The 23,600-nt window shown below is 64.7% G+C and carries 24 protein-coding genes; 12 read left to right on the top strand and 12 right to left on the bottom strand.

Going from position 1 to position 23,600, the window contains the following annotated elements:
- Window positions 1-21 precede the first annotated feature (21 nt).
- Window positions 22-492: an OsmC family protein gene (locus WIMU1_RS20010; protein WP_062799895.1), complete on the top strand. Its 471-nt coding sequence runs from the start codon at window positions 22-24 to the stop codon at window positions 490-492.
- Between the two features lie 21 nt (window positions 493-513).
- On the opposite strand, the gene WIMU1_RS20005 is transcribed toward WIMU1_RS20010, so the two are convergent.
- Together WIMU1_RS20005 and WIMU1_RS20000 are read right to left on the bottom strand one after the other, a co-directional pair.
- On the bottom strand, window positions 514-1,041 hold the full coding sequence (locus WIMU1_RS20005) for a type II toxin-antitoxin system PemK/MazF family toxin (RefSeq protein ID WP_371850308.1): 528 nt from the start codon (window positions 1,039-1,041) through the stop codon (window positions 514-516).
- Window positions 1,042-1,045: 4 nt separating this feature from the next.
- Window positions 1,046-1,687 carry an alpha/beta hydrolase family protein gene (locus WIMU1_RS20000; protein WP_062799753.1) on the bottom strand — a complete coding sequence of 214 codons (642 nt, stop codon included), beginning with the start codon at window positions 1,685-1,687 and terminating at the stop codon, window positions 1,046-1,048.
- A gap of 79 nt (window positions 1,688-1,766) precedes the next feature.
- Here WIMU1_RS20000 and lepA point away from each other — a divergent pair, with 79 nt between their 5' ends.
- Together lepA and WIMU1_RS19990 are read left to right on the top strand one after the other, a co-directional pair.
- Window positions 1,767-3,629, top strand: a complete 1,863-nt coding sequence (gene lepA / locus WIMU1_RS19995) for a translation elongation factor 4 (RefSeq protein WP_033335880.1) — start codon at window positions 1,767-1,769, stop codon at window positions 3,627-3,629.
- A gap of 50 nt (window positions 3,630-3,679) precedes the next feature.
- The gene (locus tag WIMU1_RS19990) at window positions 3,680-5,710 is read left to right on the top strand and encodes a M3 family metallopeptidase (RefSeq protein WP_062799751.1); all 2,031 of its coding nucleotides are present in this window, start codon (window positions 3,680-3,682) and stop codon (window positions 5,708-5,710) included.
- Here WIMU1_RS19990 and WIMU1_RS19985 read toward each other — a convergent pair.
- On the bottom strand, window positions 5,699-6,304 hold the full coding sequence (locus WIMU1_RS19985) for a TetR-like C-terminal domain-containing protein (RefSeq protein ID WP_062799749.1): 606 nt from the start codon (window positions 6,302-6,304) through the stop codon (window positions 5,699-5,701). The genes WIMU1_RS19990 and WIMU1_RS19985 overlap by 12 nt on opposite strands.
- A 90-nt stretch (window positions 6,305-6,394) precedes the next feature.
- On the opposite strand from WIMU1_RS19985, the gene WIMU1_RS19980 reads away from it, so the two are divergent.
- On the top strand, window positions 6,395-7,429 hold the full coding sequence (locus WIMU1_RS19980) for an aldo/keto reductase (RefSeq protein ID WP_062799747.1): 1,035 nt from the start codon (window positions 6,395-6,397) through the stop codon (window positions 7,427-7,429).
- An 81-nt stretch (window positions 7,430-7,510) separates the two neighbouring features.
- On the opposite strand, the gene WIMU1_RS19975 is transcribed toward WIMU1_RS19980, so the two are convergent.
- Window positions 7,511-9,523, bottom strand: coding sequence for a glycoside hydrolase family 15 protein (locus tag WIMU1_RS19975; RefSeq protein ID WP_062799746.1), 2,013 nt, complete (start codon window positions 9,521-9,523; stop codon window positions 7,511-7,513).
- A gap of 147 nt (window positions 9,524-9,670) precedes the next feature.
- Here WIMU1_RS19975 and WIMU1_RS19970 point away from each other — a divergent pair, with 147 nt between their 5' ends.
- From WIMU1_RS19970 to WIMU1_RS19950, 6 genes are all read left to right on the top strand, one after another.
- Window positions 9,671-9,871 carry a hypothetical protein gene (locus tag WIMU1_RS19970; RefSeq protein ID WP_197037973.1) on the top strand — a complete coding sequence of 67 codons (201 nt, stop codon included), beginning with the start codon at window positions 9,671-9,673 and terminating at the stop codon, window positions 9,869-9,871.
- A gap of 143 nt (window positions 9,872-10,014) precedes the next feature.
- Window positions 10,015-10,104 (top strand): Ms4533A family Cys-rich leader peptide, encoded by a 90-nt coding sequence (locus WIMU1_RS26910; protein ID WP_317615613.1) that lies wholly within the window; start codon window positions 10,015-10,017, stop codon window positions 10,102-10,104.
- 145 nt (window positions 10,105-10,249) lie between these two features.
- Entirely contained in the window at window positions 10,250-11,317 is a 1,068-nt protein-coding gene (locus WIMU1_RS19965; protein ID WP_062799744.1) for a sulfate ABC transporter substrate-binding protein, read from the top strand.
- The gene (gene cysT / locus WIMU1_RS19960; RefSeq protein ID WP_023953996.1) at window positions 11,314-12,162 is read left to right on the top strand and encodes a sulfate ABC transporter permease subunit CysT; all 849 of its coding nucleotides are present in this window, start codon (window positions 11,314-11,316) and stop codon (window positions 12,160-12,162) included. Before WIMU1_RS19965 ends, cysT begins: the two co-directional genes overlap by 4 nt.
- Complete coding sequence (gene cysW, locus WIMU1_RS19955) at window positions 12,162-13,058, top strand: sulfate ABC transporter permease subunit CysW (protein ID WP_023953994.1); 897 nt, start codon at window positions 12,162-12,164, stop codon at window positions 13,056-13,058. The genes cysT and cysW overlap by 1 nt, the downstream gene beginning before the upstream one ends.
- Window positions 13,055-14,053, top strand: a complete 999-nt coding sequence (locus WIMU1_RS19950; protein ID WP_062799742.1) for a sulfate/molybdate ABC transporter ATP-binding protein — start codon at window positions 13,055-13,057, stop codon at window positions 14,051-14,053. The genes cysW and WIMU1_RS19950 overlap by 4 nt, the downstream gene beginning before the upstream one ends.
- Window positions 14,054-14,123: 70 nt before the next feature.
- Here WIMU1_RS19950 and WIMU1_RS19945 read toward each other — a convergent pair whose 3' ends face one another.
- Entirely contained in the window at window positions 14,124-14,963 is an 840-nt protein-coding gene (locus tag WIMU1_RS19945; protein WP_062799740.1) for an alpha/beta fold hydrolase, read from the bottom strand.
- A gap of 68 nt (window positions 14,964-15,031) precedes the next feature.
- Here WIMU1_RS19945 and WIMU1_RS19940 point away from each other — a divergent pair, with 68 nt between their 5' ends.
- Complete coding sequence (locus tag WIMU1_RS19940) at window positions 15,032-15,634, top strand: TetR/AcrR family transcriptional regulator (protein ID WP_030171896.1); 603 nt, start codon at window positions 15,032-15,034, stop codon at window positions 15,632-15,634.
- Here the strand turns inward: WIMU1_RS19940 and WIMU1_RS19935 are convergent.
- The 6 genes from WIMU1_RS19935 to WIMU1_RS19910 form a co-directional block, all read right to left on the bottom strand.
- On the bottom strand, window positions 15,627-16,370 hold the full coding sequence (locus tag WIMU1_RS19935) for a sirohydrochlorin chelatase (protein WP_084248404.1): 744 nt from the start codon (window positions 16,368-16,370) through the stop codon (window positions 15,627-15,629). The two genes, WIMU1_RS19940 and WIMU1_RS19935, sit on opposite strands and share 8 nt — an antisense overlap.
- Complete coding sequence (locus WIMU1_RS19930) at window positions 16,367-17,662, bottom strand: sulfate adenylyltransferase subunit 1 (protein WP_023953986.1); 1,296 nt, start codon at window positions 17,660-17,662, stop codon at window positions 16,367-16,369. Before WIMU1_RS19930 ends, WIMU1_RS19935 begins: the two co-directional genes overlap by 4 nt.
- Window positions 17,662-18,600: a sulfate adenylyltransferase subunit CysD gene (gene cysD, locus WIMU1_RS19925; protein ID WP_033335932.1), complete on the bottom strand. Its 939-nt coding sequence runs from the start codon at window positions 18,598-18,600 to the stop codon at window positions 17,662-17,664. Before cysD ends, WIMU1_RS19930 begins: the two co-directional genes overlap by 1 nt.
- Window positions 18,597-19,328, bottom strand: a complete 732-nt coding sequence (locus tag WIMU1_RS19920) for a phosphoadenylyl-sulfate reductase (protein ID WP_062799738.1) — start codon at window positions 19,326-19,328, stop codon at window positions 18,597-18,599. Before WIMU1_RS19920 ends, cysD begins: the two co-directional genes overlap by 4 nt.
- Window positions 19,325-21,025 carry a nitrite/sulfite reductase gene (locus tag WIMU1_RS19915; RefSeq protein ID WP_116914856.1) on the bottom strand — a complete coding sequence of 567 codons (1,701 nt, stop codon included), beginning with the start codon at window positions 21,023-21,025 and terminating at the stop codon, window positions 19,325-19,327. The genes WIMU1_RS19920 and WIMU1_RS19915 overlap by 4 nt, the downstream gene beginning before the upstream one ends.
- Before the next feature lie 357 nt (window positions 21,026-21,382).
- Window positions 21,383-21,934, bottom strand: coding sequence for a potassium channel family protein (locus WIMU1_RS19910; protein ID WP_062799735.1), 552 nt, complete (start codon window positions 21,932-21,934; stop codon window positions 21,383-21,385).
- 67 nt (window positions 21,935-22,001) lie between these two features.
- On the opposite strand from WIMU1_RS19910, the gene hemW reads away from it, so the two are divergent.
- On the top strand, window positions 22,002-23,174 hold the full coding sequence (gene hemW / locus WIMU1_RS19905; RefSeq protein WP_062799734.1) for a radical SAM family heme chaperone HemW: 1,173 nt from the start codon (window positions 22,002-22,004) through the stop codon (window positions 23,172-23,174).
- On the opposite strand, the gene WIMU1_RS19900 is transcribed toward hemW, so the two are convergent.
- Window positions 23,086-23,511 carry a type II toxin-antitoxin system VapB family antitoxin gene (locus WIMU1_RS19900; RefSeq protein ID WP_030171878.1) on the bottom strand — a complete coding sequence of 142 codons (426 nt, stop codon included), beginning with the start codon at window positions 23,509-23,511 and terminating at the stop codon, window positions 23,086-23,088. The two genes, hemW and WIMU1_RS19900, sit on opposite strands and share 89 nt — an antisense overlap.
- Between the last annotated feature and the right edge of the window lie 89 nt (window positions 23,512-23,600).

Below are 23,600 nucleotides of genomic sequence, written 5' to 3'. Positions count from 1 at the left end.
CTCCGGTGTCACAGTCGTGCAATGACCACTGCAGCAAAGCGATCCGTTGTCCCGTTTGTTGTCAGCGCAACCGGTAGCGGGGTCGCGCAACGTCTTGTCACCGCCGGCTCGGCTCACGAGTTCCACACCGATGCGTACCCAGCGTTCGGCGGTGAGGACAAGGCCCCGAGCCCGTTGTTCTACGCTCTCGGCGCACTGACGTCGTGCAATCAGGTCACCGCGTCGCTGGTTGCCAAAGACCTCGGGATCGCGTTGGGGGAGTTCACCTTCGAGGTGCAGGGTGATCTCGACACCGCAGTCCTCGTGCAAGGCGCCGAAGGTAACGCCAACTTCGACAAGGTCACCGTGTCGGCCGTGGTCGAATCAGACGCAAGCGAGCAACAATTCGCCGAGTTCGTCGCCGAAACCGAACGACGGTGCCCGGTCTCGCAGCTCTTCGTGCGCAGCGGTCTCGAGTTCGTCAACAACTGGACGCAGGCGCCGCTGTCCTGAGTCAGACGTGGGTGGCCGGATTCAACGCCACCCGTACCGGTCCCGCAGAACTGTTGCGATCCGGTCGAATTGGCCTCGATCGACGATCGCACCCTCGCGGCGGATGGCATTTTCGGGCACCGTGAGCACCCGGTCGAGCCGGGCGAAGCTCTCGCGGTGGGCGCTGTCCCACTCGCCGGTCCCGATGCTCATCCAGTTCGCGTCGTCGCGCCGGTGCTCCTGACTGGAGAGCATGAGTCCGAGGAGAGCGGGTCCCTCCCGTCCGACCACCACGACCGGACGGTCTTTACCTCGACCTGGATCATCTTCGAACTCGACCCAGGTCCACACCACCTCGCCGGGATCGGCTGCGCCGTCGAGGCGGGGAGAGTAAGCGATTTGCCGCGCGTGTGTGGCCGTCGGAGACGTGCGCGTCACCCGGTTCCCACGCGGTGAGGGCGCAGATTCACGGCCGGGCCGTGTGGCCGCAGAGCGGGTGAGTTCGCGCACCACGCGCGGCCCGTGTCGACGGATCAACGACATCGCCATCTGTCCCAAGGTGCCTGCCACGCCGTCAGCCTATCGAGAAGAAGTCGAGCACCTCGGTGGCGATCAGCCGCGGCGCGCCCGACCGATCGGGTTTGAGGTCGTGGCCGACCTTGGGGAGATCGAGGAACCGGGTCGGTGACGGGATCATCGCGATGGCGGCGGTCAGCTCGTCCGTGGTGCCGAACGGGTCGGTGGCGCCGTGGACCACCAGGACCGGCTTGGTGATGGAGGGCAGGTGATCGGTGCGCATCTTCTCCGGTCGTCCGGGTGGGTGCAGTGGGTACGAGGTCAGCAACAGTCCATCGGCGATGTCGGGGTTCTCGGCCACCGTCATCGAGGCCTGGCGTCCTCCATAAGAATGCCCGCCGACGATCAGGGGGCCGGTCGATTGACCCCGGAAGGCGTCACACGCCGCGGCTATCCCTGCGCGGTCGGCTGCCGCGCCGGACGGATGCGGCGGTCCCTTGGGTCGTTTCTGACGGTAGGGCAGGTCGATGCGGGCGACAGCGATCCGGCGGTCGCACAATTCCTCGGCGATGCGGCGCAGGATGACCGCATTGTGGTCACCGCCCGCACCGTGCGCGAGCACGACCACGGCGAGCGGGTCGCCATCGGGCCGATGCAATGCGCCGGCCACACCTTCTGACTGCCACTCTTCGACGCTCACGTCCTGAACATTAGCGTCGAGACCGCCGATGGATGGTCGATGTGCCTGCGCATGAGAAACTGGACGGGTATCTCGGCCACTGCAAGGAGTGAGTTCAATTCCCAGGCTTTCCGACACCACGTTCACCGATCCCGCGAAGATCCGGAATTTCTGCATCATCGCTCACATCGACCACGGCAAGTCGACGTTGGCGGACCGGATGTTGCAGGTCACCGGTGTGGTCGAGGGGCGCGACATGCGGGCGCAGTATCTGGACCGGATGGACATCGAACGTGAGCGCGGCATCACGATCAAGGCCCAGAACGTTCGGCTGCCCTGGAACGTGGACGGCACCGACTACGTGATGCACCTGATCGACACCCCCGGCCACGTGGACTTCACCTATGAGGTGTCACGTGCACTGGAAGCGTGTGAAGGCGCAGTGTTGCTCGTCGACGCGGCCCAGGGCATCGAGGCTCAGACGTTGGCCAACCTGTACCTGGCGCTGGACAAGGACCTGACGATCATCCCGGTCCTGAACAAGATCGACCTGCCGGCCGCCGACCCCGACCGTTACGCAGCCGAGATCGCTCACATCATCGGCTGTGAACCCGACGACGTCCTGAGGGTCTCGGGCAAGACCGGCGTCGGCGTCACGGAGCTGCTCGACGAGGTGGTGCGGCTGATCCCGGCTCCGGTCGGCGATTCCGACGCCCCGCCCCGCGCGATGATCTTCGACTCGGTCTACGACACCTATCGCGGCGTCGTCACGTACGTCCGTGTGGTGGACGGCAAGATCGTGCCCCGCGAGAAGATCAAGATGATGTCGACCGGCACCACCCACGAACTCCTCGAGGTCGGCATCGTCTCGCCGGACCCGAAGCCGTCCAAGGGGCTGGGCGTCGGCGAGGTGGGCTATCTGATCACCGGTGTGAAGGACGTCCGCCAGTCCAAGGTCGGTGACACCATCACCTCTGCGCGTCATGGCGCGGAGACCCCGCTGACGGGCTACCGCGAGCCACGGCCGATGGTCTACTCCGGTCTCTACCCGGTGGACGGGTCCGATTACCCGGTCCTGCGAGAAGCCCTCGACAAGCTGCAGCTCAACGACGCCGCACTGGCGTACGAGCCAGAGACGTCGGTGGCGTTGGGGTTCGGTTTCCGTTGCGGCTTCCTCGGGTTGCTGCACATGGAGATCAGCCGCGAACGACTCGAACGGGAATTCGGCCTGAATCTGATCTCCACCGCACCGAACGTGGTGTACCGCGTGGAGATGGAGGACGGCACCGAGCACATCGTCACGAATCCGTCCGATTGGCCGGACGGCAAGGCACGCAACATCTTCGAGCCGATCGTGAAGACGACGGTGATCGCACCGAGCGAATTCGTCGGTTCGATCATGGAGCTGTGTCAGTCCCGGCGTGGCGAACTCGGCGGGATGGACTATCTGTCCGAGACCCGCGTGGAACTGCGCTACACCCTGCCGATGGCCGAGATCATCTTCGACTTCTTCGATTCGCTCAAGTCGCGTACCCGCGGCTACGCCAGCCTCGACTACGAGGAGGCAGGCGAGCAGGTGTCGAGCCTGGTGAAGGTGGACATCCTCCTGCAGGGTGAAGCCGTCGACGCCTTCAGTGCAATCGTCCACAAGGACGGCGCCGCTGCCTACGCCACGAAGATGACAACCAAGCTCAAGGAGCTGATTCCCCGCCAGCAGTTCGAGGTCCCCATTCAGGCCGCCATCGGTGCCAAGATCATTGCGCGCGAGAACATTCGGGCGATCCGCAAAGACGTCTTGGCCAAGTGCTACGGCGGCGACATCAGCCGTAAGCGCAAGCTGCTCGAGAAGCAGAAAGAGGGCAAGAAGCGGATGAAGACGATCGGTCGGGTGGAGGTCCCGCAAGAGGCGTTTGTGGCTGCACTGTCGTCGGATGCGTCGAGCGACAAACCCAAGGGCAAATAAGGCCGGAGGGAATCAGGACCGAAAGTCAAGCACCGCAGTACCATCGGGCCATGCCCTCTAACCCGGTCCTGGCCCGAAGTCCCCATCTGCACGGTCTGCCCGACTTCCCGTCGTTCACCGACGACGACTTCGTGCCCGCCTTCGAAGAGGCGATGGCCGAGCACCTGCGTGAGGTGGAGAAGATCGCCGGCGCTCGCGCCGAACCGACCTTCGCCAACACCATCGAGGCACTCGAACGCAGCGGGCAGGCGCTGGCGCGGGCGGCAGGCATCTTCTTCAACCTCGCCGGTGCCGACACCAACCCCAAGCGCAATGCGATCGCCACCGAGCTCGCACCGAAGCTCACCGCGCACGGCAACGCCATCGCACTGCACGCCGGTTTGTTCGCCAGGATCGACACGTTGTTCCAGAACCGCGACGGCCTCGGTCTGGACGAGCCATCGCTGCGTTTGCTCGAACGCCGCCATCGCGACGCGATCCGCGCCGGGGCCGGTCTCGACGCCGACGGCCAGGCCCGGATGCGGCAGATCTCCGAGCGCCTTGCCACCCTCACGACCGAGTTCGGTCAGCGAATACTGAACGACAGCAACGACTCTGCGGTGCTCGTCGACGACGTGGGCAAGCTCGCCGGTTTGTCCGACGGCCAGATCGCGGCTGCGCGCCGCGCAGCGCAGGATGCAGGACACGACACCGGGTACCTCCTCACCCTCGAATTGCCGTCGAGCCAATCCGCTCTCGCCGTGCTGGAGGATCGCGACACCCGGATCCGGCTGTACGAGGCGTCGGTGAACCGCTGTTCGCGTGACAACAACAACGACACCCGGGCACTCATCCTCGACATCGTCCGTCTTCGTGCCGAACGGGCACGTCTACTGGGTTATCGCGACCACGCCGAGTACGTGATCGCGGAAGAGACCGCTCCGAGCCCCGAGGCCGTCGAGGAACTGCTGAGAGACCTGATCGCGTCGGCCATGCGGGCAGGGGGGCGCGAGCTCACCACCATCACCGAGACCGTCGGCACCGACATAGGTCCGGCGGATCTCACGTATTGGCTTGCGCGGCAGGAAGAACAGCGTGCGGCGGTCTCGTTGAGCGGGCTGTCGGACTACCTCGAACTCGACAGCGCGCTTGCCAATGGAGTGTTCTACGCTGCCGGCCGACTCTATGGTCTGCGGTTCGTCGAGTTGGACAACGTGCCCACGTATCACCCTGATGTCCGCGTCTGGCAGGTGTTCGACCGCACCAACACCTCGATCGGATTGTTCCTCGGCGACTTCTTCGCCCGTCCGAGCAAGCGGGGCGGCGCCTGGATGAACAACTTCATCGATCAGAGCTTGCTCCTCGAGTCCCGTCCGGTGATCGTGAACGTACTCAATCTGACAAAACCCGATGAAGGTGAGAAGTGCCTGCTCACCATGGACCAGCTCACCACACTGTTCCACGAGTTCGGACACGCACTGCACGGCTTGCTGTCGGCGGTGCGGTACCCGTCGCAATCGGGAACATCGGTCCCTCGGGACTTCGTCGAGTTCCCGTCACAGGTGAACGAGATGTGGGCGCTGCACCCAGAGGTGTTGCGACAGTACGCAAAACACCACGAGACCGGACTGCCCATCCCTGATGACCTCGCCGAGGCCGCCAGGGCAAGCGCGGACGTCGAGTCGGCCCACGGCACCATCGAGTACCTGGCGGCCGCGATCCTCGACATGGCCTGGCATCGGGTGACCGTCGAGGATGACATCGACGACGTCGAGGCCTTCGAGAAGGCGGCACTGGCCAACGCCGGTGCCGCGGCCGACCTCATCCCGCCGAGATACCGCAGCGCCTACTTCAATCATATTTTCGGTGGCGGATATTCGGCCGGCTACTACTCGTACATCTGGTCCGAGGTCCTCGACGCCGAGACCGAACAGTGGTTCCTCTCCGGCGGTGGCCTGTCTTCGGATCTGGGGGCCCGGTTCGCCGAGACAACGCTTTCTCGAGGCGACAGCGTGGACCCCATTGCCGCGCACCAGGAACTCCTCGGCCGTCCCGCCGAGATCGAACCCCTGCTGCGTCGGCGCGGTCTGCTACCGGCCTGAGACCAGCACGCCCGCCGCGATCGCGGCCAGTGCCGACTCGGCGGCGCGTTCGGCATCGACCTTCTTCAGCGGCCTTGTCGAGGTGAGGAACTGATAGTAGAGCGGTGCTGACACCTGCCGGATCGCAGCTCTGGCGTCGGTGCCGGCGGGCGCTTCTCTACGGGCGATCCCGTCAAGTACACACGGTGCCCATTCGGCGACGCGGGTGTCGTAGAAATGCGCCAGTGCGTCGGCGGTGCGCGCGTCGCAGGTCGCCGCAGCGATGATCGCCTTGAACAACGGACCTTGACGCTTGTCCGACAGGGTCTTTCGCACCAATGCGGCGTTGGCGTGCAGGTCGGCGGACAGGGTGCCGGTGTCTGCCCGCGGCACGGATTCGGCGGCCATCTCCGACAACAGGTCTGCCACCAGGCCGGGCGCCGAACCCCACCGGCGATACACGGTGGTCTTGCCCACACCGGCACGACTGGCCACGTCGGTGAGGTCGAGGCCGGGTAGGCCTGATTCGGCGAGTACATCTCCGGTCGCACGGAGAACCGAAGCGCGGACCGCCGCCGTTCGGCCGCCTGGTCTGACCATCCCTGGCTCAGTCATGTCATGAGTGTAACGGGAACGCCGTTTCATTAACCGAACTGTCGTGCTACCTTCACTAAAGGAACGGGAGTCCCATTAAGGAGGAAGATCGTGGAGTATCGGCGCGTGGGTAATTCAGGACTGGTGGTGTCCGAACTGAGTTTCGGCGCAGGCACATTCGGCGGCGTGGGCGAACTCTTCGGAGCTTGGGGCGACACCGATGTCACCCAGGCCCGGAGAATCGTCGACGTGTGTCTGGAGGCGGGCATCACCCTCTTCGACACAGCAGACGTCTACTCCGCCGGAGCCTCAGAGGAGGTTTTGGGCGCAGCGATCGAAGGGCGCCGAGACGATGTGCTCATCTCCACGAAGGCGAGCTTGCCGATGGGAGACGGGCCGTCCGACCACGGGTCGTCGCGATCGCGGTTGATCGGTGCCGTCGAGCGCGCGCTCACGCGGCTGCGGACCGACCGGATCGATCTGTTCCAGCTGCACGCCTACGACTCGAGTACGCCGATCGACGAGGTGCTCAGCACTCTCGACCTCCTTCAGCAGCAGGGCAAGATCCGGTACACGGGTGTCTCGAACTTTTCGGGGTGGCAACTGATGAAGTCTCTCGGAATTGCTGACCGCCAACGTTATTCGCGGTACGTCGCGCATCAGGTCTACTATTCGCTGGTCGGGCGGGACTACGAATGGGAACTGATGCCGCTCGCGGCTGACGAAGGCGTTGGCGCCATCGTGTGGAGCCCACTCGGCTGGGGCAGACTGACCGGCCGTATCCGACGTGGCGAACCCCTGCCGGAGGGAAGCCGGTTGCACGCGACCGCCGATGCGGGCCCGCCCGTCGACGACGAGCTGCTCTTCGACATCGTCGATGCGCTCTCTGACATCGCAGCCGAGACCGGGCACACGGTCGCGCAGGTCGCTCTCAACTGGTTGTTGCGCCGACCCACCGTCTCCTCGGTGATCGTCGGCGCTCGCAACGAGCAGCAGCTCCGCGACAACCTGGGTGCTGTGGGTTGGCGCCTCGACGCCGAACAGATCGCCCGGCTCGATGCGGTCAGTGTTCGCGAGGCGCCCTACCCCTACTTTCCGTATCACCGGCAGGAGGGGTTCGCCCGACTCAACCCGCCGATGGTCTGATCGCCGCAACATCTCCGATGATGTGGGGTTCTGGCGGTGCCGACCTGGCGGTTTCGTCGCCAGAACCGCACATCATCGGGTTCAGTTGGCGGGGATGAACATCCCGTGGCCCTGAGCTTCCTCGGCCCTGATCACATGCATCACCGCATTGATCAACGCCAGGTGGGTGAAGGCCTGCGGGAAGTTGCCGAGCTGGCGGCCGGTGGTGGGCTCGATCTCTTCGGCGTAGAGCTTCAGCGGACTCGCGAACGACAACAGACGCTCGCACAAGGCTTTTGCCCGCGGCAGCTCACCGATCTCCACCAGGGCGGACACCAGCCAGAAGGAACAGATGGTGAACGAGCCCTCTTCGCCGGACAAGCCGTCGTCTGTCTCCTCCACCCGGTACCGGAGCACCAGACCGTTCTCGCTCAGTTCGTCGGCGATCGCGAGCACGGTGTTGCGCACGCGCGGGTCCTCGGCGGGCAGGAACCTCAGCAACGGGACGAGCAGGAGGGATGCGTCCAGGGCGTCGCTGCCGTAGCGCTGGGTGAAGATCCCGCGGTCGTTGACCCCGAACTCGAGGATGTCGGCCTTGATCTCCTGAGCCTTCTCGGCCCACGTCTTGAAGTACGACGTCTCACCGTGGATGGCAGCCAGTTTGGCCCCCCGGTCGAGTGCGATCCAGCACATCACCTTCGACGAGGTGAAGTGCTGCGGTTCGCCACGCACCTCCCAGATGCCTCGGTCGGGGTGGCGCCAATGTTTGATGGCTTCTTCGACCTGTGCCTTCAACACCGGCCAGAGTGTCTCCGAGACGGTTTCGGTGGTCTTTGTGTTCAGGTAGACCGAGTCGAGCATCGTGCCCCAGATGTCGTGCTGTGACTGGTTGTAGGCGCCGTTGCCGATCCGCACCGGGCGTGCCCCGTCGTAACCGGACAAGTGATTGAGCTCGGATTCCTCGAGAGTCCGCTCGCCGCCCACCCCGTACATGACCTGGAGGGGATGGTGCTCGCCGTTCGTTGCTCCCGACACATCGGCGATGAACGAGAAGAAATCGCCGGCCTCGCGGTCCAAGCCCAAGGTGTACAGGCCCCACAGGGCGAATGTGGAGTCGCGAACCCACGCGTAGCGGTAGTCCCAATTGCGTTCGCCCTTGGGTGTTTCCGGCAACGAGGTGGTCGCAGCGGCCAAGAGTGCACCGGTGGGCGAGTAGGTGAGCCCTTTGAGGGTCAGTGCGCTGCGCTGCAGATGATTTCGCCACGGGTGGTCGGGGAAGCTGCCGACGTTGATCCACTGCCGCCAGGATTCGGAGGTCTCCCACATCATCTGGGCCGCATCTTCCCAGGTCTGCGGGGCGGGAGGACTACCCCAGCTCAGGGCGACGAAGATCTCGCTTCCCTCGGTCATCCGGGTGCGGGCCCGGGCCTCACGACCTTCGAGGCCGATCTTGAGATTGGTGGTGAGTTTGAGTGCCGGGAAGTCGCCGGTCACCCCGGTCGCGGTGGCGATCGCCTCTCCGTACGCGGGCCCGGAGTACTCCCATTTCGTGCCACCCTTGTGGTAGTCGAATGCCGGCTCGCAGCTCATCGCCAATTCGACGGTGCCGTTCACGCACCGCACGGTCCGCAGCAAGATGTGTTCGGCGTCCCAGTCGGTAGGTGTCCGCTTGTGGGTGCGGGAGCGGGCATCGTTGTCGTGCCACGGTCCCATCACCAGTGCGTCGCGCACGATCAACCAACCCGTATCCGTCTGCCAGGTGGTCTCCACCATCAGGCTTCCCGGAAGGTACCGCCGGTCGACGGGGACGTTCACCCCATAAGGGGCCAGTTTGAAATGTCCGGCACTACGGTCGAGCACCGCCCCGAACACACTGGGGGAGTCCGGCCGCGGAACGCACATCCACTCCACCGATCCGTTCCGGGCGATCAGACAATTGGTTTCGCAATCGGACAAGAAGGCGTAGTCACCGATGGGTGGGAACGCAGATTGCACCACTGGAGCGGACTGATGGGGGGCCGCGCCGCTGAGGGCGGAATGGCTCACATGCAGGCGGGGGACCGCTGTGTTGCCGGTGAGGTCAGAGATGCTGCTGCCCTCGGTTGGGGTTGTCATCGCTCTATCATGCGGTTGCGCGATGCCCCATGCCACCGATGCAGCGATACTCGCAGAGGCGAGCCGCACAGCGTCCGACTCCACCGAACACAGTCCTGGCCGATTTTGAATCACGGTGAACAAAAGTCGTCGGGCTAGGCTGTTGTGGTGGATGCGATGACAACGTGGTGGGACGGCGTCGAGGAGTGGCTGACGTCGTTGTCGTTCGTCCCCCAGATTCTTGTCTGCGCCGCGGTGGTCGTACCGCTGGCCATCGGCCTGTCCTATCTGATGAATCTGCTGGTAGACACCTCATTTCGGGTTGTCGACCGGCGCGAGTCCACCGAATCCGATTCCGGAGAACACTGATGCCTCGCTCGAAGGTCACGATGGCCCTGATCGGTCTGATCCTGTTGGTAGTGGTGGCCTGGTTGTTGCTCGGCTGAGCAGGGGCTCATCCGGTCCTCTTTTGGTGAGTTTGTCGACCAATTCATCCTGCTAGTCTTCGGCCTATGTCTGCAGCCGTCGGTTACCGCGTACGCCACACCCTGGCGTTGTTCGCGGTCGATTACCGCTGCGTTTTCGACGCGCTCTGTCGCTGAACACGTTTTCCGGGGCATTGCCCTGCGCTGATTCGACTCGAACACATCCGACCTGAAACAAGGGGACACAACCGTGCTTTTCCGTCTCTCCCGCCGAACGAGTACGCGAAGGCGCGCTCGGAGATCGTCGGCCGGGATCCTCACCATGCTGACCGTGTCCGCGCTGGTGCTCTCGGCCTGCGGCGGCGGTTCCACCGACGAGCCCGGCGGCCAGGACATCTCCAGCGGTTCACGGCACCTCAACCTCTTTGCGTACGCGGTGCCGAAGATCGGATATGACGCGATCATCCCGGCCTTCCGCGACACCGAGGAGGGCAAGGGCATCGGCTTCTCGCAGTCGTACGGCGCGTCCGGCGACCAGTCACGTAAGGTCGCCCGCCGCGTCCCGGCCGATGTCGTCAACTTCTCCGTCGCACCCGACATCACCCGCCTGGTGAAAGAAGGGGTGGTGGACAAGGACTGGGCCGAGCAGTACCCCAACGGCAGTACCCCGTTCGGGTCCGTGGTCGCGCTCGTGGTCCGCGAGGGAAATCCGAAGAACATCCGTACCTGGGACGACCTCTTGAAGCCCGGTGTCCAGGTTGTCACCCCGAACCCCGGTAGTTCGGGATCGGCCAAATGGAATCTGCTGGCACCGTTCGCCGCGAAGAGCAACGGTGGGCTGAACGAGCAAGCCGGGCTGGACTACGTGGCCGAACTCGTCCGCGACCACACCCGGGTACAGCCCAAGTCCGGCCGTGAGGCGACCACCGCATTCGAGCAGGGTCAAGGCGATGTGCTGATCAGCTACGAGAACGAGGCGATCTTCCTCAAGAACCAGAACCCCACCGCCAAGCCGGGGCAGCGCGTCGACTACGTCATCCCACCCGAGACGTTCAAGATCGAGAACCCGGTCGCAGTGGTGAACTTCAGCAAGGAGAAGGAGGCGGCCAACGCCTTCGTCAGCTATCTGTTCACCCCACCGGCGCAACGACTCTGGGCGCAGCAGGGTTTCCGTCCCGTCGACCCGACGGTCATCGAGGAGACCAAGGATCTGTTCCCCGGTGTGATCACCAAACTGTGGACGATCAGCGAATTGGGCAAGGTCCTCGGCGAGGGCACTGCCGCGAAGAACAAAGGTAGAGACCTCAAAGGCTGGCCGGCAGTGGACAAAGCGCTGTTCGGCACCTCCGGGGCAATCACCGAGATCTACGACGCCGGAGGCAAGGTATGACCGCCACAGTGACGCCGTTGAAGCCACCCGCTTCATCAGGTCCACCCAAGCGAGGATGGGGCAGCGTCGGGCCGCTCAGCATCGGTATTGCCGGTCTGTGGTTGAGCATCATCGTGCTCCTGCCGCTCGCCGCGATCACCAGTGAGGCGTTCGACGACGGTTGGAGTGGATTCTGGGCCGCCGTCAGCGACGACGGCGCAGTCGACGCCCTGAAGGTGACGGTCCTCGTCTCACTGGTCGTGGCACTGATCAACGTGGTGATGGGCACCATCGTGGCCTGGGTCCTGGTCCGGGACGAGTTCCCGGGCAAGCGAATCGTCAACTCGCTCATCGATCTGCCGTTCGCGCTCCCCACCATCGTCGCCAGCCTCGTACTGCTCTCCCTGTACGGACCGAGCAGTCCGATCGACATCGAACTCAACGCGACCCGCCCGGCACTGGTGATCGCGCTGACCTTCGTCACGTTGCCGTTTGTCGTCCGTCAGGTGCAGCCCGTGCTGATCGAGATCGACAAAGAGGTCGAAGAAGCAGCCGCGTCTCTGGGCGCAGGCAACTGGACCATCTGGTGGCGGATCATCTTCCCGTCACTGGCTCCGGCGGTGCTCTCGGGTGCAGGTCTGGCCTTCACCCGCGCCATCGGCGAGTTCGGTTCGGTTGTGCTGATCGGCGGCAACATCCCCGGCGATACCCAGGTGGCGTCGCAGTACATCCAGCAGCAACTCGAGATCGACTCACCAGTTGATGCCGCCGCGGTATCGGTGGCCCTGCTGCTGATCGCCTTTGTCGTGCTGCTCGTCCTGCGAGTACTCGGTCGCTGGACCTCGCGCCGTGAGGAGGCGAACTGATGAAGATCTCCAGATTCCCGCAACTCACCCTGCGTGTGATCGCATTGCTGTATCTCTTTGTGCTGCTGGTGGTTCCAGTGGCACTCATCTTCTATCGGTCGTTCGAGCACGGCATCGGCCAGTTCTGGGACTGGATCACCACACCCGCAGCGATCTCCGCTCTGCAGCTGAGTCTGCTGATCGTTCTCATCGTGGTCCCGTTGAACGTGGTCTTCGGTGTGTTCACCGCAATGGCTCTGGTACGTGGACGTTTCCGCGGTCGAGGCGTCGTCGAGGCAATCGTTGACCTGCCGTTCGCCGTCTCTCCCATCGTGGTCGGTGTCGCCCTGATCCTGTTGTGGGGGTACGGAGGCTGGTTCGGCGGAGTCGAGAGTCTCGGCTTCCGGGTGATCTTCGGGCTGCCGGGCATGGTGCTTGCAACCATCTTCGTCACACTGCCCTTCGTGGTCCGTGAGGTGGAACCGGTGCTGCGCGAGATCGGAACCGAGCAGGAGGAGGCTGCTGCGACGCTGGGGGCCAACGGCTGGCAGACCTTCTGGCGGATCACGTTGCCCGCCATCCGATGGGGGCTCTCCTACGGCGTGGTCCTGACCATCGCGCGCTCGCTCGGCGAATACGGCGCGGTGATCATCGTGTCGTCGAATCTGCCTGGCATCTCTCAGACCCTCACGCTGCTGGTGTCGTCGCGGTACACCGACGACTACAACGAATACGGCGCCTACGCGGCGGCGACGCTGCTGATGATCATCGCCATCATCGTGCTGCTGCTGATGACACTCGTGCAGCGGCGTACCGGAACCAATCAAATCGAGCGCCGACAGGCGAGCAACGAGTCCGACGCTGCCGCGGACCCGGCCGAGACAGCCCCGAAAACGCAGGAGAGTGAACTGGTATGACGATCTCGGTTATCGACGCGAACAAGCGTTACGGCGACTTCGCCGCCCTCGACAACGTGTCCATCGACATCCCGGTCGGCTCGCTGACCGCACTGCTCGGACCGTCGGGATCGGGCAAGTCGACGCTTCTGCGCGCCATTGCAGGACTGGATCAGCTCGACTCGGGGACCGTGCTCATCAACGGTGACGATGTCACGCGGATCTCCCCACAGCGTCGCGACATCGGGTTCGTGTTTCAGCACTACGCGGCCTTCAAGCACATGACGGTGCGGGACAACGTGGCGTTCGGGCTCAAGATCCGTAAGCGGCCCAAGAACGAGATCAAGGCGAAGGTCGACGAGCTGCTCGAGGTGGTGGGCCTGGCAGGTTTCCAGACCCGTTATCCCGCACAGCTGTCCGGCGGACAGCGACAGCGCATGGCGCTGGCCCGAGCGTTGGCCGTGGACCCCAAGGTGTTGTTGCTCGACGAGCCGTTCGGCGCACTCGACGCCAAGGTCCGAGAGGATCTGCGGGCATGGCTGCGCAGGCTTCACGACGAGGTCCAGGTGACCACCGTGCTGGTCACCCACGATCAGCAGGAGGCGCTTGACGTCGCCGACCGTATCGCAGTGCTGAACAAGGGTCGCATCGAGCAGATCGGCTCACCGGCCGACCTCTATGACCGGCCGGACAACAAGTTCGTGATGTCGTTCCTCGGCTCGGTGGCAAAGCTGAACGGGGTACTCGTCCGGCCACACGACATCCGTGTCGGCCGAACCCCCGACCTCGCACTGGCGTCCGCAGACAAGAACGCGGCGGAGACCGGTGTACTCAAGGCGCGGGTCAAACGCGTGGTGTACCTCGGATTCGAGGTGCGTGTCGAACTCGAGAACGCTGCCACGAACGAGGATTTCCACGCCCAGATCACCCGTGGTGATGCTGCGGCGCTGGGCCTGAGGGATGGCGACGACGTGTACGTCAGGGCTACGCGGGTGCCCGACGCCGCGCTCGCCTGACCCTTGACGCGAAGACGACCCAGCCGGCCGGCTGGGTCGTTTTCGCGTGTGTACGCCCCCGGGGCGAGAGTCAGGTGCTCACCAGGAACTCACCGATGAGCTCGGCGGTGCGCTGGGGCTGATCGAGCATGATCAAGACGTAGGCGTCGTCGACCTCGGCGAGGGTGCCCTTGGGGAACAGGTCGGCGAGCTGTTGCCCGTGCTCGCGCCGCATCACGTTGGTCTCAGGCGCCCAGATGATCAGCACAGGCCCCGCGAAGTCGCGCAGCTTCTCGGTTGCAGCGATCAGAGCTGCCTTGTCGAATCTCGTTCGGCAGTAGGCCAGTACGTCTCGGCGGACGTCGGCTGATGCCACCCCGGGATCGGTCCATCGAGCGATGATGTCGTCCGGAATGCGTTTTTTTGCCATCAACCCGAGGACCATCGGAGTTCGGCGTAAGAAGCGGTTGCGAAACTGATGCAGCGCGAACAGGATTCCGCCCGGTACCGAGACCGCGACCTTCACCACCTTGCCGGGGAACCCCGGTGGGAAGTTGTCGTACGCTTCGGCCGGGCAGACCACCAGGCGGGTGATCCGTTCACCGGACGTGAGCTCGGGCAAGAACAACGGGCCGCCCCAGTCGCTCAGGATCAGCGTCACCTGCTGCAGGCGCAGTGCCGCCAAGAACTCGGACAGGATGCCGACCATTCCGGGCATCGTCAGGTCGGCATCGGGGTCCATCGGGATGCGATGGCCGCCCAATGGCAGCACAGGCAACAGGTAGCGGAAGCCGTCAGGCAGGAGTGGCAGCACCAGATCCCATTGGTGGTTGTTCATCAGCAATCCGTGGGTGAGCACCACGGGAGGGCCTTCCGGATCTCCCACCTCGCGATACTCGATGGTTCCTGCGCCCAGCTGCACTGTCTGCATGGTGACCTCCCCGGTACTAGAGCAATCGTTCTAGAACGATTGCTCTAGTATGGGACGTGGAGGTGCTGATGGCAAGAGGAACGCGCGAAACGATCCTGACCACGGCGGTCGAACTGATGCGGGTGCACGGGTACGCAGCGCTGAGCATGAAGCAGATCGTCGCCGGATCCGGTGCGCCGATCGGGTCCATCTACCATCACTTTCCCGAGGGCAAGGCGCAGATCGCCCGTGAGGCACTGGTGAACGCGGGCGTCGCCTACGCCGCGATCATCCCGGCGGTCTTCGCCGACCAGACCGACCTCGGAGACGGCATCAGAGCGGCGTTCGCCCTGGCTGCCGAGGACATCGAGCAGACCGGTTTTGCGAACATGTGTCCGGTGTCCACCGTTGCCGGTGAGGTCGCAAATGCCGACGAATCGCTCCGGTTGGCCGCAGCATCGGTGTTCGGTGACTGGATCACGCTGGGAACGGCGTACTTCGAGAGTCGAGGCGTCCATCCGGACACGGCGAGGGAGGTCATCATCGCCATCATCTGCGCGTTGGAGGGGGCCTTTGTGATGACCCGGACCCTGCGCGACACCGCGCCACTACTCGCGGCCGGGGCGGCCTTGGCAGGTACTTACCATGGGTTGCCGCTGACCGAGAAAGCGGCGACCAAGCGTTCTATCTGAACGCAGAGAACGGAGCCGGGGTGGCCATGGTCGCGTCGCGGAAACGGTCGCACACGACGTCGATCAGGTCGGGATGAGCCCCGATCGGGCCGGCTATCAACGAACCCGGGGCAAGATGGTCCACGGCCGCGTCGACGCGTTCGGTCAGTAATCCTGCGGACAAGAAATACGGGCTGACAACAACACGCCGTGCACCGCCGCGACGCAGACTCCGTAGAGACTGATGCAGATTGCTGTGATCCTGGCCCAGTCGGGTCGCGAAGACCGTCTGCACCAACGGTGTCCGGAGCCGGACGGCGAGTTCTGCGGCGCGGCCCCGAACGGCCTCGTCGGCAGTGGGATCGCTGGATCCGACCGCGGTCAACACGACGCCGTCGGTGGCGCGGATGCCTGCCTGGTCCAGCCGGCCGATCAGCGCGCTGACGATCCGGGGATCATCTCCGAGTGGCGGCAACTGCCGGACCTCGATGTCGGGGTTGGCGGCGCAGGCGTCGGAGACGATCGCCGGAAGATCGACCTTGCTGTGAAAAGCGTTGGACAGCAGCAGGGGAGCGACCATCACCCGGCCAGTGCAAGCCGTGAGGACGTCGGCGACGCTCGGGGAATTGAGGTCGAGGTAGCCGAGGCGCACATCGACCCCGGGGAGCCGGGTGCGGACACCATGGGTGATCCGTTCCATGGTGGCCGCGAACCGGGGGTCGCGGCTGCCATGGGCGGCGAGCACAAGTGTTGTCACACAAGTTCTTTCAGGTGCAGCTGCGACAGGGCGTCGCCCACCAGTCCGGCGCCGAGGGTGTTGCCGCCCTGCGGGTCGATCAACAGGAAACTGCCGGTCTCGCGGTTGGTGTTGTAGTCATCGGCGCTGATCGGCTGTGCGGTCTGCACCGAGATCCGGCCGATCTGGTTCAGTTCCAGCGATTCGGGCTGATCGCGCAGTACCAGTTCCTGCTCGTCGAACAGCACCTCGAGTTCGCCGACGATGGCCTGGGTGGTGCGGGCGCCGTGCTTGAGCAGCAGTCGAGCACCGGGGCGCAGAGCCTTGTCGCCGAGCCAGCAGACCGTGGCACTGAACTGCGAAATGGGTTCTGGCGCATCGGCGACTGCGGCGATCACGTCACCGCGGGATACGTCGACGTCGTCCGCGAGGAGCACGGTCACGCTGCGCCCGGTGTGGGCGGACTGCAGCGAACCGTCCGCGGTGTCGATGCGTTCGACGGTGGTGCGGGTGCCCGAAGGCAGGACAACCACCTCGTCGCCGACGGTGACCCGTCCAGCGGCGACCTGACCGGCGTATCCCCGGTAGTCGGGGTACTCAGGTGTGCGGGGCCGGATCACGTACTGCACAGGGAAGCGGAAACCGACCGGCTTGCGGTCGTCTTCGACGGGCACGGACTCGAGGTGCTCGATCAGTGTCGGTCCGTCGTAGAAGGGCGTGTTGTCCGAACGCACGGCGACGTTGTCGCCGTGTAGCGCCGACACCGGGATCGAAACGACCCGATCGGCACTCCAACCGAGCGAGGTTGTCATGTCGGTGAACTGGGTCCGGATCTCGCCGAACACCTTTTCCGGGTCGTCGACCAGGTCGATCTTGTTGACTGCCAACACAAGTCGGGGCACACCCAGCAAGGCCATCACCGCGGCATGCCGACGGGTCTGCGAAATGACACCCTTGCGGGCATCAACGAGCAGGATGACCAGGCCCGCAGTGGACGCGCCGGACACCGTGTTGCGGGTGTACTGCACATGCCCTGGCGTGTCGGCCAGCACAAACGAACGCGTCGGTGTGGCGAAGTAGCGGTAGGCGACATCGATGGTGATGCCCTGTTCGCGCTCGGCGCGCAGACCGTCGACGAGCAGTGACAGGTCCGGTTGATCGAGGCCCTTGTCGACCGAGGCGCGGGTGACCGCGTCGATCTGGTCGGCCAGCACGGACTTGGTGTCGTACAGCAACCGGCCGACTAGCGTCGACTTGCCGTCGTCCACACTGCCGGCAGTGGCCAGGCGCAGCAGATCAGGTGAAGCACTCATCAGAAATATCCCTCGCGCTTACGGTCTTCCATCGCGGCCTCCGAGACCCGGTCGTCGCCGCGGGTGGCACCGCGTTCGGTCAGGCGCGAGGCCGCGACCTCGGCCAGGACGGCCTCGTTGTCGGACGCGTCGGACAACACGGCCCCGGTGGTCGATCCGTCGCCTACGGTCCGGTACCGGACCGAGAGCTTCTGGATCTGTTCACCGTCGGCGGGTCCGCCCCAGGGGCCGGGCGTCATCCACATGCCGTCGCGTGAGTAGACCTCGCGCTCGTGCGCGTAATAGATCGAGGGGAGGAGCACCTGCTCGCGGGCGATGTACCGCCAGACGTCCAGTTCGGTCCAGTTCGACAACGGGAACACACGAACGTGCTCGCCGGGTGCGTGCTTGCCGTTGTAGAGGTTCCACAGTTCGGGCCGCTGGCGCTTGGGGTCCCACTGCCCGAAGGCGTTGCGGAGCGAGAAGATCCGCTCCTTGGCGCGCGAACGTTCCTCGTCCCGGCGGGCACCACCGAACACGGCGTCGAACCGGTTCTCGGTGATCGCGTCGAGAAGGGGAACGGTCTGCAGCGGATTCCGGATGCCGTCGGGGCGTTCGGTCAGCCTGCCATCGGCCAGGTAGTCCTCGACCTTGGCGACGTGCAGACGGAGGCTGTGCCGCTCCACCACGTCGTCACGGAACTGCAGCACCTCGGGCAGGTTGTGCCCGGTGTCGACGTGCAGCAGCGAAAACGGCAGTGGCGCAGGCCAGAACGCCTTGAGTGCGACGTGCAGCAGCACCGTCGAATCCTTGCCGCCGGAGAACAGGATCACCGGACGTTCGAACTCGCCGGCCACCTCCCGGAAGATGTGGATCGCCTCGGACTCGAGGGCGTCGAGTGTGCTGAACTCATCCGCGGTCTCGACGGGCAGTACGTCGGTGTTCTGGTCGATTGTCATGACGCGTGCAACCCGCATTCTGTCTTGGCCAGTCCGGCCCATCGGCCACTTCGGGGATCAGCGCCGTTGATCGGCTTGGTGGTGCAGGGGGCGCATCCGATCGACGGATATCCCTCGTCCACAAGGGGATTGACCAGCACGCCCTTGCGGTCGATGTAGTCCTGGAACTCGTCGTCGGTCCAGGCGGCGATCGGATTGATCTTCACCAACCCGAACGCCTCGTCGAAGGAGATCAGAGGCGCGTTGGCGCGGGTGGGGGACTCCACTCGGCGAATGCCTGTGACCCAGGCCCGGTATCCCGACAGCTCACGTTTGAGCGGCACCACCTTGCGCAACCGGCAGCACTCGCCGGGATTCGAGGCGAACAGATTGCGTCCCACGGCCGCATCCTGCTGCGCGACGCTCTGCTCGGCTTTGGCGTTCACGATCTCGACGCCGTAGACCTGTTCGACGGCGTCGCGGGTGCCGAGGGTCTCGGCGAAGTGATAGCCGGTGTCGAGAAACAGCACCTTGAGTTTGCTGCCGTTCAACTGCTCGGGGGTGACGGCAGAGGCCGCAACGTCCACGAGCACCGCATCCTGCATGTTGGACGCGACGATGAAGTCGGTGCCGAAAGTGTCTGCGGTCCAGCGCATCAGGTCGTGTGCTGAGGCGTCCGGGCCCAGCAGTGCAGCACCTTCCGCCGCCAGATCGCGCAACTCCGTCTCACTGCGAACTGCGGTACTCATCGCAAATCCTCCTCGTCGGCGCGAACCGCCCACTGGGCGAAACGCTCACCGTCACTGCGTTGCTTCACGAAATTGCGGACCACGCGGTCCATGTAGTCACCGATCTCTCCGGAGAGCACCTTGTGCTGACGGAGTTTGCGGCCGAATGCCGAATCCTGACCGAGGCTGCCGCCGAGGTGAACCTGGAAGCCTTCCACGGTGTTGCCATCGGCGTCCTCGACGAGCATGCCCTTGAATCCGATGTCGGCGATCTGTGCGCGGGCGCACGAGTTGGGGCAGCCGTTGATGTTCACCGTGATCGGGACGTCGAGCTGGTCGTTGATGTCGGCGAGTCGCGACTCCAATTCGGGCACGAGCACCTGCGACCGTTTGCGCGTCTCGGTGAACGACAACTTGCAGAACTCGATGCCCGAACAGGCCATCAGGTTGCGCCGCCAGGGCGACGGCCTGGCGATCAGCCCGAGAGGTGCGAGTTCGGAGATGAGCTGCTCGACCTTGTCGTCGGCGACGTCGAGGACAACCAGCTTCTGGTACGGGGTGAAGCGGATGCGGTCGGAGCCGACCCGGGCTGCGGCATCGGCGACAGCGGTGAGCTTGGAGCCCGACACGCGTCCGGCGATCGCCGCGAACCCGACGGAGTTGAGGCCGTTCTTCAGCTTCTGCACGCCCACGTGGTCGCGCGGTGCGGTGAGCGGGGCAGGCGCCGGTCCGTCGATCAGCTTGCGGCCCAGGTATTCGTCCTCGAGCACCTGGCGGAACTTCTCGATGCCCCAGTCCTTGAGCAGGTACTTCAGCCGGGCCTTGGTACGCAGACGCCGGTAACCGTAGTCGCGGAACAGCGAGACCACGCCCTCCCAGACATCCGGGACGTCGTCGAGTGCGACCCACGCACCGACCCGCTGCGCAAGCATCGGGTTGGTGGAGAGCCCGCCGCCGACCCACAGGTCGAGTCCGGGCCCGTGCTCGGGATGGTTGACGCCGATGAAGGCGACGTCGTTGATCTCGTGGGCTACGTCCTGCAGGCCGGAGATCGCCGTCTTGAACTTGCGGGGGAGGTTCGAGTACTTCGGGTCGCCGATGTACCGGCGGACGATCTCGTCGATCGCGGGTGTGGGGTCGAGGATCTCGTCCACGGCCTCACCGGCGAGCGGGGAACCGAGCACCACGCGGGGGCAATCCCCGCACGCCTCGGTGGTCTTGAGGCCGACGGCCTCGAGTCGTTGCCAGATCTCGGGGACGTTCTCGATCTCGATCCAGTGGTACTGGACGTTCTCACGATCGGAGAGATCTGCTGTATCGCGGGCGAACTCGGTGGAGATCTGACCGATCGTGCGCAATTGCTCGGCAGTCAGTGCGCCGGCGTCGCAGCGGACCCGCATCATGAAATGGCGGGCCTCGAGGAGGTCGATGTTGTCGTCACCGGTCCAGGTGCCGTCATAACCCTCGGCGCGCTGGGTGTAGAGACCCCACCAACGCAACCGGCCGCGCAGATCCTGTTTGTCGATCGAATCGAAGCCCTGCTTGGAATAGATGTTCTCGACGCGGGCGCGGACGTTGAGCGGATTGTCGTCCTTCTTGGCCTGCTCGTTGGGGTTGAGCGGCTCCCGGTATCCGAGTTTCCATTGGCCCTCGGCGCGGCGCTTCGTCGGACGTGCCCGCCGCGCCGGTTTGCCGGGGGCGTCTGCGGTCGACGTCATTGATTCTCCTGTCTGGCGGACTCCGGGCAGCGTGCAGATCAGGGCTCGAGGCACCCGGGAGTCCAGCAAAGGCTTGGTACAAGGGAAGAGCGTGGCGCGGGCTTGTCACCATCTGCGGTCCGGGCTGTGGACCGTGGGTTGTGCCGCTTGTCAGTTAAGACAGAAAGCGCTGCATACGCGCTTGAGATCGATGTGCCGTCGCATCGCGAGCCACACCCCTTGAGAAGTCACGTCGCCCATAGTGCCACGGCCTTCCTTGATGCGTCTACTTGGGCTTACTTTGGCTCACTCTGAGCCGAAGTCCGTCGGCGCGGTCGACGCCGACGTATTCAGGTGTCAACACCGGTCGAGTCGTGGTCATTCCTCCCCGCCAGATTCTTTCTTCTTTGTCCTGCTCCACTGGACTGCCGCGACGATGACCTTGATGCCCACGCCGACGACGATCAGGTTGAGGACCATCTGTATCGCCACGATCGCGCGGGACAGATCGACGGCCGCGGTGATGTCCCCGAAGCCCACGGTCGCGAACACCGACAAGGTGAAATAGAGCGAGCTCATCCGGGACAGCGGCTCGTTGAACTGGGCAGGGTCACTCGCCGAGAGCAGAAAATATCCGAGAGCGAAGCCGAGCAGGTAGAGCGGGGCAATGATGGCAAGAGCCTCGATCGCCTGGACCGCGGGTGCCGGAGCCCGCAGGATCCGGCCGATCTGCCAGACGGCTGTGAGCGCAGCGACCACCAGAAACGCCGCCACGACCACCACCTCGCCCCAGCCGTCGAGCACCGTCCACGGCACCATGAAATACGCGGTCAGATAAGCGACCACGATGCCGAAAGACCGCACCATCGCCCAGACGATCAGGCTCTTGGGCAGTTGGATGAAGTCGCCCGACCTACCGGGTCGTGTCATGGGTTTCGTCCCTTGCCGATTGCGCTGATTCTGATGTTGTCGCCAGTACTGGGATGATCGAACCACGATGCCGAACACCTTCATCCCGAAGTCGCGATCCGAGACCCCTCTGGGGCTGTACATCCACGTCCCGTTTTGCGCGACGCGGTGCGGTTACTGCGACTTCAACACCTACACACCCGGTGAGCTGGGCAGCAGCTCGTCACCGGAGCAGTGGCTCTCCGCACTCGACGGTGAACTGTCGATGGCGGCGACCCACCTCGATCCGTCCAGGCCCGTGTCGACGATCTTCGTCGGCGGTGGGACCCCATCGCTGCTGGGCGCGGAGGGTTTGGGGCGCGTCATGGCATCGGTGCGGACTCACTTCGACATCGCGCCGGGGGCCGAGATCACCACCGAATCGAATCCCGAATCGACGTCGCCCGAATTCTTCGAGGGCATCCTCGCGGCCGGGTTCACCCGCGTGTCACTGGGGATGCAATCGGCCGCGGGTCACGTTCTCGCGGTGCTGGACCGCACGCACACCCCCGGCCGGGCCGTCACCGCCGCGCGTGAGGCCAGGGCCGCCGGGCTCGGACATGTGAACCTCGATCTGATCTACGGCACCCCCGGAGAGCGCGACGAGGATCTCGCCTCGTCCCTCGATGCGGTTCTCGATGCCGGGGTCGACCACGTGTCGGCATACGCGCTGATCGTCGAAGACGGCACCGCCCTGGCCCGCCGGGTGCGCCGGGGAGAGCTGCCTGCTCCCGATGACGACGTGCTCGCGAGCCGGTACGAGATGATCGACGAGCGCCTCTCGGCCGCGGGACTTCGGTGGTACGAGGTGTCGAACTGGGCGCGAACCTCGGTGCCCGACGCGTTCTGTCGGCACAATCTCGGCTACTGGGACAGCGCCGACTGGTGGGGAGCCGGGCCCGGGGCGCACTCGCACGTCGCGGGGGTCCGCTGGTGGAACCACAAACACCCGGCCAGGTATGCCGCCGCGGTGGCCGCCGCAGAACTACCGGTTGCCGGCCACGAACAGCTGACTCCGGACGATCAGCACACCGAACGGGTGATGCTGTCGATCCGCCGTTCGGTCGGGCTCGCGTGGTCCGAACTCCGTCCCGACGAGCAACAGCGGGCCGCGCGAACGATCTCCGACGGGCTCACCGAACGGGTCGGATCGTCCCTGGTTCTGACCAACCGTGGACGTCTGCTGGCTGATGGCGTGGTCCGTGACCTGTTGGCGGGCTGACACTCTCGACACCGGTACTCGGTTCGCGGGTGAGTTCGGACACGTTGTCCAGGTCGAGTAGTCGTGCATGGATGACGTGCCGGTTGCGCAACGCCGACCGGACTGCGCGATGTAGGCCGTCCTCGAGATAGATGTCGCCCTGCCAGCGCACGGCGTGTGCGAACAGGTCTCCGTAGAAGGTCGAGTCCTCCGAGAGCAGCTTGTCCAGCGCGAGCACCGTGGTGACGGTGATGAGCTGATCGAGCCGCAACTGGCGCGGGGGGATCTTGGCCCAATCGCGAATGGACAACTGATGGTCCGGGTACGGCTTCCCGTCGCGGACGCCCTTGAAAATCACCGGTTCACCGTATCGGTTCTCCGTCGCCGTAGACTTGATGAATGCTGTGAAGTGCCCATTGTCCAAAGCCGAGGGCTGGAGGTGAACTG

The sequence above is a fragment of the Williamsia muralis NBRC 105860 genome (genome assembly GCF_001598915.1).
Taxonomy (GTDB): domain Bacteria; phylum Actinomycetota; class Actinomycetes; order Mycobacteriales; family Mycobacteriaceae; genus Williamsia; species Williamsia muralis.
Note: the sequence above shows the minus strand (reverse complement) of the source record. Positions and strands in the feature narration are given on the sequence as shown.